This window comes from Fructobacillus broussonetiae, from assembly GCF_018437275.1.
Lineage (GTDB): Bacteria > Bacillota > Bacilli > Lactobacillales > Lactobacillaceae > Fructobacillus > Fructobacillus broussonetiae.
The window spans coordinates 1-12,100 of the sequence record NZ_JAAMFK010000013.1 but is presented as its reverse complement, the minus strand read 5'-3'; the positions used below and the strand labels follow the sequence as shown (position 1 = coordinate 12,100).

General features: G+C 33.7%; 10 protein-coding genes. 4 read left to right on the top strand and 6 right to left on the bottom strand.

The window, feature by feature from the left end; all coding sequences use genetic code 11:
- Positions 1-612: 612 nt before the first annotated feature.
- From G6R29_RS06470 to G6R29_RS06460, 3 genes are read right to left on the bottom strand one after another with little or no spacing between them, the layout of a single operon-like run.
- Positions 613-1,263, bottom strand: coding sequence for a hypothetical protein (locus G6R29_RS06470; protein WP_213809527.1), 651 nt, complete (start codon positions 1,261-1,263; stop codon positions 613-615).
- 18 nt (positions 1,264-1,281) lie between these two features.
- The gene (locus G6R29_RS06465) at positions 1,282-1,860 is read right to left on the bottom strand and encodes a hypothetical protein (RefSeq protein ID WP_213809526.1); all 579 of its coding nucleotides are present in this window, start codon (positions 1,858-1,860) and stop codon (positions 1,282-1,284) included.
- Between the two features lie 12 nt (positions 1,861-1,872).
- Positions 1,873-3,666: a hypothetical protein gene (locus G6R29_RS06460; RefSeq protein ID WP_213809525.1), complete on the bottom strand. Its 1,794-nt coding sequence runs from the start codon at positions 3,664-3,666 to the stop codon at positions 1,873-1,875.
- 704 nt (positions 3,667-4,370) lie between these two features.
- On the opposite strand from G6R29_RS06460, the gene G6R29_RS06450 reads away from it, so the two are divergent.
- Positions 4,371-5,882 carry a mucin-binding protein gene (locus tag G6R29_RS06450; RefSeq protein WP_213809523.1) on the top strand — a complete coding sequence of 504 codons (1,512 nt, stop codon included), beginning with the start codon at positions 4,371-4,373 and terminating at the stop codon, positions 5,880-5,882.
- A gap of 41 nt (positions 5,883-5,923) precedes the next feature.
- A complete protein-coding gene (locus tag G6R29_RS06445) occupies positions 5,924-6,145 on the top strand; it encodes a PspC domain-containing protein (RefSeq protein WP_213809522.1) in 222 nt (73 codons plus the stop codon).
- Between the two features lie 161 nt (positions 6,146-6,306).
- Here the strand turns inward: G6R29_RS06445 and G6R29_RS06440 are convergent, their stop codons facing one another.
- The 3 genes from G6R29_RS06440 to G6R29_RS06430 all read right to left on the bottom strand — a co-directional run bounded on the left by G6R29_RS06440 (position 6,307) and on the right by G6R29_RS06430 (position 10,082).
- A complete protein-coding gene (locus tag G6R29_RS06440; RefSeq protein WP_213809521.1) occupies positions 6,307-8,127 on the bottom strand; it encodes a mucin-binding protein in 1,821 nt (606 codons plus the stop codon).
- Between the two features lie 463 nt (positions 8,128-8,590).
- Positions 8,591-8,953 carry a DUF4260 domain-containing protein gene (locus G6R29_RS06640; protein WP_213809520.1) on the bottom strand — a complete coding sequence of 121 codons (363 nt, stop codon included), beginning with the start codon at positions 8,951-8,953 and terminating at the stop codon, positions 8,591-8,593.
- 4 nt (positions 8,954-8,957) lie between these two features.
- Positions 8,958-10,082, bottom strand: a complete 1,125-nt coding sequence (locus G6R29_RS06430; protein ID WP_213809519.1) for an alpha/beta fold hydrolase — start codon at positions 10,080-10,082, stop codon at positions 8,958-8,960.
- 100 nt (positions 10,083-10,182) lie between these two features.
- On the opposite strand from G6R29_RS06430, the gene G6R29_RS06425 reads away from it, so the two are divergent.
- Together G6R29_RS06425 and G6R29_RS06420 are read left to right on the top strand one after the other, a co-directional pair.
- Positions 10,183-10,716 carry a TetR/AcrR family transcriptional regulator gene (locus G6R29_RS06425; protein ID WP_213809518.1) on the top strand — a complete coding sequence of 178 codons (534 nt, stop codon included), beginning with the start codon at positions 10,183-10,185 and terminating at the stop codon, positions 10,714-10,716.
- A 272-nt stretch (positions 10,717-10,988) separates the two neighbouring features.
- On the top strand, positions 10,989-11,933 hold the full coding sequence (locus G6R29_RS06420) for a leucine-rich repeat domain-containing protein (RefSeq protein WP_213809517.1): 945 nt from the start codon (positions 10,989-10,991) through the stop codon (positions 11,931-11,933).
- Positions 11,934-12,100: the final 167 nt, after the last annotated feature.

Sequence of the window (12,100 nt, the reverse complement as noted above, 5' to 3'; positions counted from 1 at the left end):
GTCTTGGGATAATTATACAGTGGACGATGCATAAAATCTGTCCATTTTATCAGCATACGAGCAAAAGCAAGATCATCCGCAATCCTTTGCATGGAATAGCCTAATTGATGCACGTTTTCGATTGCACCACGGTCGTAAGATGATAAAATTAAATGGCTCAAAGAAATTCTCCTTTTGGTTTTTCTAGCAGCTACCATTGTAAAGAATTCTTTGGGCTTTTATTTTCAATTGTATCGTTCGAATTAATTATAGAATCCGCCTTATAGCATTTAGAAATTAATAATGCATATTCTGCCAACATGGGGAATGATTTTTTTGAATGACATCGTTAAATACCTTCAAAAGTATTGATAACGATTCTGTATACCTTTCCTGACTATATGAAAATTCTCCATATTGATGAGAAATTACGTTTAAGTTCTCACTGCGATCACTACACTTCAAAAACAATTAGAAAGCAAAAACCAAGAATTACTGCCATTTTCAGATCAGAAGAAAGGTTTTCGGAATCGTCTATTTAATAAATAAAAAACGATCAGCTTTCGCTGATCGTTTCCACACTATTTCTTTTGCCGGAGATGGTGTTTTTTTGTTACTTACAAGTAGTGTGTATTACCAAGATGTTGGTGTAAATAGAAGGTTCATTGTAAATGATGGTTGAATCTCTGTTGTCAACTTCTGGGAAACTGCTCCATTATAAGTAAATGTTGCCTTATTATTACCTGTTACAGCTGTATCACCCTTTGCTAAATTACCATTAACATTAGCTAGTTGCAGTGAAGAATCCTGTGAAACATTTGACAGTGATCCAGAAGTAATAAGATTAGTTGAAGTACCAACACCATCAGTACGCTTCATTGCAACATTTAATGCTGCAATTTTACTAATGTCTTTTTGATCATTCTGTGTGAAACTATTCACCTTAACACTAACTGGGCGTCCTGAATTATTAGTAATATGATATGTTGGAGCAATGATTTTAGTATCAGTTGAAGTATTGTAAAAGATTGTAGCAGTATCTACAGTTACATTAATCCACTTATCTGATCCTTCAGGAATGTTGCTGTCGGGTTTAGTATTGTCAGCACCTAATGTTCCATTAACAGCAACGTTAGCATTGTTTGTCCCATCTGAATAAGTCTGAGTATTTACGTTGACTGCAGAGCCAGTATTAGCATCATCTGCATGGGCAACTGATCCAAATCCCAGAATACTTGCCAATAAAACACTAGCAATGGCTGTGTAAATCATGTTTTTTTTCATAATTATTACCTGTCCTTTTTATTTTACTGTGAATTTAACTGCTGTTGAAACAGTCCCTTTTTCTTTTGAGGTTTTTGCATCATAAATTTTGAAAGTGGCCGTACCGGAATAATTTCCTTCTTTCAATGGTTTATCAAGCTTGGCATTTTTCACCCCGTAACCAACATCTATTGCGCCGGATGAGTAAACTAATTTTCCATCACTAAGCTTTACCGTTACAGCAATTGGATAAGCATTGTTATTAGGATTTTCAATTGTCATATCACTATCCAGGGATTTACTATCAACATTAACATCTGGGTTAATAATCATTTGAAATTTACTGGCGTCTACTGCTTTTTGGGCATACTCACCTACTTCCTCATCAGTTAATTTGCTTGCATCTTTTTTATTCGGTAAGAAACTTCCCGCAACAACTCGATGTTTTCTAACACCATCATGGTGTTGGGTAAGTAGATAGCCCGCTCCACCCCCAAATAAAAGTAATAGTATTAATAACAACCAAAGTATACGTTTTTTCTTTTTCTTTTTCTTTTTCTTTTGCTCGTCATCACGACCATCAAGAAAGGGAGCCTCTTCCATATTATTTCGAACCATTTTTGCACCTTTCTATTGAAAAACCAGATTCATTATATAACCAAATGAATCAACATGGCTATAGCTAATTGGGCCTTTGTATTGACCAACTATATTAAATATACTCTTTCCACCAAATGCTGATACTGATATCTGCCCCCCAACTATTGTAACAAAATTAAGTATGTTATTTAGGGTATCCTTTATAGCTAAGTAAAGTGAATTGTTCGGTGTATTACTGGATATACGTTCTACTAAACTAATTGATGATTCCTGATTTCTTACCGATCCAATATGATAAGAAGTAGGAAAGTTAGAATTATTTACAATTTGGTATTGGTCGTTTGAGACAAAGGGACTATTATCGGAAATAGCAAACGCTGTTTCAATTGGGACAGTAATACTCAAGAGTGTTTTTTTAACTGTCACCTTCTTCTCAACCCAATTGGAGTAGACAATACCACTACTTGTCTCTCCACTAGACCTTAGATAGATAACATAATCTCCTGCTGGCACCTCATTAATGGTAGCGGAACCATTGGTAACATACCCATTGTAAACAGAAGTTTTATCATTAGAAATTGTTGATTGGGACTTCTCGGAATCAACATCGGATACCAAAGACTGATTATAAATTTTATAATCAGTTCCTTTATAAGTAAATGGGCCGGTAATACCAAGATCTGAAAAATTAATTTCACTAACTATCGGATTATTTTGAACATTGGAATTAACATTACCTAAAAATGTGACATCCGGTCGATAGTTTACCTCGGATCCATTGGATCCAAACAATCCATTGTTCAGAGTCCAGGTCTTAAAAGGGGCTGCCATTATTTTTGGAACCCCGTTATTGTCATACTTGAATGAATACGGATATGTTCCACTACTATTCAGTGTGACATTATTATAAAAAACACCAGTTTTCTGAGTGTTTTTAAAAACAATTCCTGCAGGATTGTTAGTAGTAAAATTAACTACATTTCTGTATTGATTCCCAAAACTGCCGTTACCTACTGCTTGAAAATAGGACCTGTCTAACAATGATATGGAAGTTTTGTACCCGTTCGTCATAGTCATACCATAACTCGAATTATTCAAAAGTAGACTTGCACCTTCATCTAAGTTGATATTCAAATTACTTCCATAAACTAAATACTTCTTATTGGTATTGATTTTGACTTGAGCATTTTTTCTTATATCAAGCGATCCTGTTTTTTTAGGCCAATAAAAGGACAATGTGGATGTACTAGTATAGTGGTCAATTTGAGTTACACTATTTTCAGCAAAAATCATCTGTCCTCCTTCCATAAATTCCTGACCAGATCCGCTACCGATACTACTTGAAAAGTAGTTTTTACCTATAAAAGTAACAGTAGAATTGTTTGACAAATAAAATGGTTGTGCAGCACTAGACCCCACGTAATTAACGTTATTAATGGTTAGGTCCACTTGGAGGGCATTTTGAAGAATCCCTCCCCAAGTTTGAATGTGAGTGCTGTCCCCGAACACTAGATCATTGTAGCTAACTTTTAAGTTCGCCTTCTGTAGATAGAAACCAGCGGCAAAATTAGTTTGGCTTGATCCGTCATCTAGCATAGAGTGTCCATTTCCGAATATATTAACGTTAGACTGTATGTAAAAAGAGTCAGAGTCACCATAGTGAATATCGTTTGATAGTTGAATATTTAAGGTATTGTTAGATAGTGCTTTTTTTAATTCCGCTTTATTAGATACAGTTACTGTGTCTGAATCAGCACTTACATGCATTGATAAAAAACCAAAAAATGAAATACATAACATAATCGTAAAGATTATTTTTTTCATACTTATCACCTATACTGGGTTTTCTTAAAGATAGTATCAATTTGCATATACTAGTGAATTGATACTATCTTTAGCTACTTTAATTCTACTCGCATACAAGCAAAATTTAACCCACTATCTCAAATCTACTCTGAAATCGATTTGGATAAATCAATTCTCTCTTTAAAATTGAATGAAAGGCCTCGATTCTCTCATTGTCATCGGGGGGGCCTTTCTTGGAATAGGAGTGGCGAATGCGATTTGTCTCCAGTAAATTTTCAAAGACACTACTCGTGTACTCGCTCCTCATATCACTGTTCAGATAAGCCGGTTTTGGATGCTGGCTTAATGCCTATAACAAAATATCCGAGACAAAACGTCTGAAAATTCCTATTTAATCGAACAAATAGAAGATTTAAAGCAACAAAGAGACCAACTGTTTGCTAGCAAAGACCAACAAATAGAGAATTTAAGTAAATTGTTAGATGAAGCACAACAACTACAACTAATAGCGGAACAAAAAATTGAAAATTAACAAAGGAAACTAACAGCATGAACATACCAAAAAACTTGTGGACACGTATTTTTCATAGGTGACGCACCCCCAGCAATTAAATCCTATTATAAAAATTTTTTCTAATTATTTTATACGTAGGACATAAAAAACAATAGTTGAATGCTATAATCACTAAAAAGATAAAATTAAAATCAAAAGGAGCTTCATTATGGCAATAAACCAGAAAAATTGGATTCACATTTCATTATTTTCCTTCTTAATACTGGGGGCTGGATCAATATTTAGTAATACTACTGACTTTTCGAAATCGTTTCATTTATTAGTATCTGCTGACTCTCTTTCAGAAAGAGATAACAGTAAAACACCTACTTATTCTTCAGACATTGTATCGAGTTTGGGGAATGGTATTCCGTCCTACTTAAATAATGAAATTGTTAAAGAAAATCTAAGGAATGCCGGCATTACCCAATTGACAGTAGATGACAACAGCCATATTTTCAATAACGATTCTACACAAGCATCTTACCGAGTAGGTTTAAACCCTAAATATAAGTACTCCATATTACAAGTATCTCCTCAAAATGGACTTAAAAATGATTATCCATTTATGATGTCTCATGCCGCTCTTGTTTCAGGAAACACTGTTACACCTCTCAACGCGACAAAAAATGTTGACGGTTCATACAATGTGGACTTATCAAGTGCTTCAGTAACTGAAGGTAGTTACGTAATTTATTCATTAGAACCTGCCAGAAACAGTGATGATGGTTCTCATGGTAAGTATCATATATCAATGGTTTCTGACTTTACCCTGTATGCTAAAAATCAACAGAGCGGAGAAGAATTGGTCAATGGATCATCTTTTGTGTCACAGCATCCTGGTTGGGGTACCTTATGGGGCGTTTTTCGTAATCAATCTAATGTGTCTATGAAAGATATTAGTCGTTCTACTGATGATGGTAAAATGCAATTGAATACTTTGGTGGAAAACTATAGTCAATATAAAAACCCACATTTTTTTATATTTAATAATGATGGTCAATTGTTGGCTAAAGACCAAACGTCGTTTAATTTCAGTACTGCTGGTGTTTATATTGTTCAATTTTCAGGTCAGTTGGCAAATGGCGATTATGTTTGGAACTCTGCAAAGATTAAAGTGTCTTCCTCCGCAGTAGAATCGAAGACAATCACCCAAACGATTCACTACCAGTACCCTGACGAGACAGAGGCAGCGGACACTTATACCAAATCACTCACTTTTACTCGGACTAAGTACACCGATGCTGTTACGGGTGAAGTGACCTATGGTGCTTGGTCAACCGATCAAAGCTTCGACGCTGTCACCAGTCCATCTCTGAAGGGCTATACCCCTGACCAAGCTGAAATCGGCGCTCAAAGGGTTAATGGTGATTCCCAAGACTTGAACTTCACGGTTAAGTACATGAAGGATTCAACCGATTCTGATAAACAAGATGGTAGCAACAGCCCATCCGATTCAGGTTCAAATGGAACTTATTTACATTTGTCAGAGACAACTACAACGCAGACAGATGGAAAGCCGTTGCCATCGAAACAACAGCATGATAGTCGCTTAGAAAAGTACCATAAACTACCGGATACAGCTAAAAAAGAACAACATTACAGCATGGCGGGTCTGCTTGGTATTACGGCTGCGCTTAGTTTCTTTGGCTTAAGCAAACGTTTTCACAAGAATGACTAATTGTTTGTCATTACTATTTTTTTTACCAGAAAGGAACATGAATGAAAATCACAAAATCAAAAAATAATCGTTGGATCGCCGGTATTTTTGGTGGAATTGCTGAACACTACAATTGGAATGCCAATGTATTAAGAATTATTTTTATCATTCTTTCTTTAACCCCTTTTCCTGGAATTATTGTTTACTTAGTTCTTTGGATCATCATGCCCAATGAGCAAGATCGCAAAAAAGATGATATTATCGATGGTGAAATCGTTGATTAATACCGCTAGTTAACATAATGTGCGTTACCGCAAGTCAAGAGCTGTCACAGTAACTAAAAAAGAGACCGCCTAGCAACTGGCTAGGCGGTCTCTTTTTTTAACATAATGTAAATTGTCTATTTTTCTTATTGTGTTTATTGACAGTATAACATTGACAAAAATTAATTTTTCTTATTACGACGATTGCTTAGTCCAAACAAGCCTAGAATTGCCGAGACACCAAGAAGGCCCGCAATACTATAACGTTGCTCTTTTTTAGCTGTATCTGGTAGATTGTTGTTTTTTTCTACCCGACTGGCACTATGCTGCTTAGATGGTAGTGACTTTCCATCTGTCTGCGTTGTAGTTGTCTCTGACGAACCTGTATTAGTTCCATTTGAACCAGGAGTTGATGGTGTTGTCGTATTGTCATGGTTATCAGGGTTTGTTGGCGCGTTCTTGGTGTACTTAACCGTGAAGTTCAAGTCTTGTGAATCACCATTAACCCTTTGAGCGTCAATTTCAGCTTGGTCAGGCGTATAGCCCTTCAGAGATGGGCTTTGAACAGCTTCAAAACTTTGATCAGTTGACCAAGCACCATAGGTAACTTCACCCGTAACAGCATCGGTGTACTTAGTCCGAGTGAAGGTGAGTGACTTGGTATAAGTGTCTGCGGCTTCTGAGCCATCTGGATACTGATAGTGAATCGTTTCCTTAATAATCTTGGTATCTGTTGTAGCAATAGGGGCAGAATAAGTGTCCCATTGCCAAACGCCTGCATGTGCACTATTGTCCATTAATTGTGCACCCGTTTTGAGATCGTTGTCGTCACTACGCCAATTAGCAGAGGTCACTCTCTTAGAATCTGTTGTTCGTAAATCACCAACCACAGGATCTAGAAGCCCAACCGTTGAATTCAGAATGGTCCTATCACCAAGTGTAATTTTACTTGTTCCATATGTGGTATTTCCGTATTCATAGTAAAGGTTTGACAGCATATCTGTTGTATTTCGACCACGCGTATCAAAACTAGCTAAGTCCAATTCGTTATTTGAAATTGTCCAACTAAACATATTTTGGTATGTTTCAACTGATTTTGTGTCGAATCTTGAAACATCAATTCCTGCTAGTGAAGTATCTCCATTAAACATGTAAGAAAAATCTTTGACAGATTCTGTCACCAATTGACTAATTCCCTCAATTTTTACTAGGTTAACAGAACCACAAAACATATAACTCATATCAGTGACATTGCCTGTCGTTTTAGCAAACTCTCCAGAAATATCGAGAGTCTTTTCAGCTGATCCATCAACACCCCCATATTCCCAGAACATCTTATTCATGTTCTTCACGTTTGAAACATTCCACTTGGCTACAGACAAATTATTCAAGCTATGTGTATGTGTAAACATTAAGGCCATGTTATTAACATTTTGAACATTCCAATTTTCAATGCCTTGGATTGTGGTTAGTGATAAATTCCTGTAAAAAAACGCCTGCATATTCGTTACTTTACTTGTATCAAATGTACTTACATCAGCCGTTACCAAAGCAGTATCGTTTAGGAAAAAATTATCCATTGTTGTAGTTTGAGTTGTATCAAATTTTGCTCCATTATCAAGGATAAAGCTTTGCAGATTGAACAAATTGGCAAACAGTCCTGAGGCATTTTCAGGGGATACAACATTTCCACTAATATGGACTTTCTTAATATCATTGCCGTTGAATGTTCCATTCGATTCCCAGGGCTTATTGTTTGTTGTAATAGTTCCACTATTAACTGTTAAAATACCTGTACTTTTATTAAAGGTAAAAGTAGCTGTTCCCCATGTTCCAGTTGTTTGGTTATCAGCCCCCTCCGTTACTTGTTGAATACTTCCTGTTGTTGCATCACTGGCATTTGCTTGATATGTCGACAACAATAAAGTCGCTGAAAGAACAATTGAGCCAGTGAGCAAGAACTTCCCAGATTTATATAATTTATAATTTCTTTTATTTTTCATAATACATTTCCTTACAACTGTCGTCATATTTATATTTCTTAGTCGATTATAGTTTAATTTCTTCACAGTTACAATTGACACATTGTTAGCTAAATTCTCAAATCACATTTAAATTGTGTTATTAAAATATAAGTGTTTGTTTCTATAAAAAAACTTGAACACGGGTATTTTATAAAATACAACCAAATTTCACTGATTGTCTTCGCACTACTTCTTTTTACAGAAATAGTGTTTAATTTATTCGATTAAATAGATATAAAGACATTACATTAAAATGAAAAAAGCAACGTTCAAATTCGAACGTTGCTTTTTTTAATTCTTTGGCTAATTATGCTGGGTAATCAGACACTTAGAAAAGACAATATTATCAACGACTGAATTCTTGATAAAAAAATTGCAAATTATACATATATTGTACTTTATTGACAGTTAACATAGCGTGCATCATAGTCTTTTCTTTCCCTCACAGGTTATTCAAATGCGTATACTTAAATCCTCTACTTTCTTTAAGTCCGTATCCGAGTGCTCTATCCATAAAAATGTGTGTAAACCAAATAATATCTATCTCTTCTATAAGAGTAATATGGTTACTTGTTAATAATAAAATGATAACTATCACTGTCGGAAGAATAAAGGAGTGTGCTAGATTATAAGTAATAGAACCCACTTTATTTCCAAATACGTAACCAGCTGCAAATATATCTGGTACTAATATAAATATCAGAAATAGAATCAGGTTAAATTTTAAAACAACAAAATATAACACGATGAATAGTAACAAGGCAACTCCGTTTTCTGATTGTATAATTTTTTTGTTTACACTCAAAATTTTATTCCCTCAAATATTCTATAATTTTAGACATTGCCAATTCTTTATTGCCAACTTGGCAGTGTCGTTCACCACCACTTTTCTCAGTGAACAATTTGGCAGTTAGTGAGCGTGCATTGTTCATTGAAGACATTTCTTTATATAAATCCGTATATGGCACATACATGTCTTTAGTTCCGACTAAAAGCAACACATCTTGTGATATCTTATCCCAATCGTTGTTCATGTTAAACTTACTCAATCTTGTAAACAGCTCATTATTATTATCTACTTGAAAGATATCTTTAGCCTTATGCACCATGAAATTAATTGATGAATCGCTCTTTTGCAATTGAGAGACGATTACGTTTAACTTGCTAGATTCTTCTGGGGATAGATTTTCCTTCAAAAATTGTGACATCTTAGGTAATTTCATTGTTAAAGATCTAGACATATCGTACATAATATCGAATAGCACAACTCGCTTAATCTTTTTTTGAAAAGCACTCGCTCTAGCTGCTAAAAATCCTCCTAAGGACATACCCATTAAATCAGCTTCATTAATTTGAAAATATTCCAGTATAGCAGAAACAGGCTCCTCCCATTCTAATTCGAGAGATAATCCAGACCTCAATGCTTCTCCCTGACCTGGACCTTCAAACAAAATAATTTGATAATTCTGTAATTCTGTCAAAAAATTGTAAGAAATAACTAAACGAATTAGCTCTTCCAAGTATGAATCAAATCCACCGTGAATTATTAAGGTTTTAGTTGCATTTTCATTTTTAAAAAAAGCAACCGGTAAGTATCCTTGTTTATAAGGAATGTGATCAAAATTAATATTTTTAGTATCAATACTTTGATAAAAACTGTTTTTAAAATTATTGTAGGTATTTTTTTTTCTTGAATCGCTTTCCAACAAATAAAAATCGGCTAGCTGATAATAAGCAGAAGCTAAGCCATAATTTTTATTATTTAACTCATGGATTGCTAATCCATTCCAAACTTTATACCAGGATTCTAGATCTTGAATCGGTTTCACGGATTCAATAATCTTAGTTTGAATCGCTTGATTATTCTTATAAGGTTCCATAAACCTATTAATTTGAAAATTAAACTGTTCATTTTTGGTATAAATTGTGTACATAATTATCTCCTATATACTTTAATATGATGACATGATAACAAGAAAAAAATATATATTATTAGACAAACATAGACTAAGTGTCCATAATTGGAAATTAATTATGCAGAAAAACCAAACCAAAGAAAAAATAAAAAATAGTCTTCTATCACTAATAGAAAATAATCATTTTGAAAAAATAACGGCAACAGAAGTATCTCAAAAGGCACACATTAGTCGTTCAAATTTATATAATTATTATAAAAATAAGGACCAAATAATAGATGGCATTGTTGAAGACCATGTGGCCTATTTTCGTAAAATATATCAAAATCGATATAACTATTACGATATCTCTGATTTTTTAAACGAATTATCAGACTTATTGATTCACAAAAGTTCAAATTTAAAAATAATTTTAAATTTACCCAGTCGCTTTTCTGATAAGTTCAAAAATGAAATTAAAAGTATAGTTAAAAAAACATATTTACATAATAAATATAAACATCCGACTATTAAATCAGTTCCAACAGATTATGAAATACAATTTATGTACTTACTGACATTTAATTATATTTTATATACAATCAACAACCCCCAAAAAAATTTAGAAATTATTGAATCAATAAATAAGATACAAAAACTTTTTATCAAATAAACATCTTTATCAATATCTAGTACACGTTGCCAAATATACTCAGTAAAAAAGAAATTCACTCGCCTCCAATAAAGAACCTCATTACAAACCAACGCTCTTTATTACTTAACATAATGTTACTTACCAAAATTAACGTTTTTCGTTTACCTAAGTGGAGGCGTTCTGCGAAAAACTACTGCCATTATTGAGATGGAGGAATACTAAAGATTAAAAATGTTATAATTTTAATAGTTGTAAATTGTTATTAATTGGCAGATTTAAAGGAATTTCATATGAACCAGTTTTTAAAAAAATCATCCGTTGTACTTTTACCTACAATTATTAGCTCAATTGTAGGTATTGGTTCAAATAACTTTAACGCTTCTGCAGATCAAGTCACAGAAACAAGTTTAACAAGTAAATCTGACTCTGTTGATGCTTGGATGCCAGATAAGAATCTTCAATCTGCATTTAGAAATAGTCTAGGAATTGATTCAAATGCATCGTTTACGAAAGATGACTTACTAAGGATCAAAAAAATTTCTTTATCTAACGCCTCTTTATCATCTTGGAACGGAATTGAGTATGCAACTAATTTGGAAGAATTAACATTTGTAAATGTATCTGTTCCCGAAAAAACAGTTTTTGCTGATTTAACAAAAAAATTACCTAATTTACAAAAAGTTGGCATAACAAATTCTAATATAATCGGAAATATGTTTAATAATGTCTTTTCTAATTCTTTAAAAGAAATTGATTTTTCGAATAATTACATTCAGAACCTTGATTTTCTAAAGACAATTGATATTCCAAACCTAGAAAGTGTTAAGGTTTCAAACAATCAAATAGAAAATGTCTCTGGATTATCCAATATAACTCAAAAGTTTCCTAATCTTTCATACTGGGAGGGAAATAACAACAAAATTTTTGACTTTACTCCCTTAGCCGGACTTAAACCTAGCTTTAATAATCCACCACAGGGTTATGATCAAACAATTTCAAGATCTATCAATTTATTAAAACCAGCTGTTGATAATCAGACATATAATATCAAAAATATTGTAAAAACAGCTGGTATAGATAGCGATTCCGGTCAACTAACTAGCTCAGATATCAGTTTCGAAACTTCAACTGATGAAAATGATGATAATTCCTATAACGCTAAAAATAACACTGTTCCATTTATCATAAAATCTATGGATTCTCTGCCTAATGAATTTTCTTATAGATTTAATTGAGCTTTAGGCTATGTATCAGGAACAGTAACTTTTAAAGTGAATTGGCAGAATCTTAATACCAAAGACAGCACAATATCTTCAGGCAGCAAATGGAAACCAGAGGATATGCTCGTATGCTGATAAAATGGACAGATTTTATGCATCGTCCACTGTATAATTATCCCAAG

Coding starts and splice junctions, on each gene's coding strand:
- G6R29_RS06470 (WP_213809527.1), bottom strand. CDS start 1,263: ATGAAAAAAAACATGATTTACACAGCCATTGCTAGTGTTTTATTGGCA.
- G6R29_RS06465 (WP_213809526.1), bottom strand. CDS start 1,860: ATGGTTCGAAATAATATGGAAGAGGCTCCCTTTCTTGATGGTCGTGAT.
- G6R29_RS06460 (WP_213809525.1), bottom strand. CDS start 3,666: ATGAAAAAAATAATCTTTACGATTATGTTATGTATTTCATTTTTTGGT.
- G6R29_RS06450 (WP_213809523.1), top strand. CDS start 4,371: ATGGCAATAAACCAGAAAAATTGGATTCACATTTCATTATTTTCCTTC.
- G6R29_RS06445 (WP_213809522.1), top strand. CDS start 5,924: ATGAAAATCACAAAATCAAAAAATAATCGTTGGATCGCCGGTATTTTT.
- G6R29_RS06440 (WP_213809521.1), bottom strand. CDS start 8,127: ATGAAAAATAAAAGAAATTATAAATTATATAAATCTGGGAAGTTCTTG.
- G6R29_RS06430 (WP_213809519.1), bottom strand. CDS start 10,082: ATGTACACAATTTATACCAAAAATGAACAGTTTAATTTTCAAATTAAT.
- G6R29_RS06425 (WP_213809518.1), top strand. CDS start 10,183: ATGCAGAAAAACCAAACCAAAGAAAAAATAAAAAATAGTCTTCTATCA.
- G6R29_RS06420 (WP_213809517.1), top strand. CDS start 10,989: ATGAACCAGTTTTTAAAAAAATCATCCGTTGTACTTTTACCTACAATT.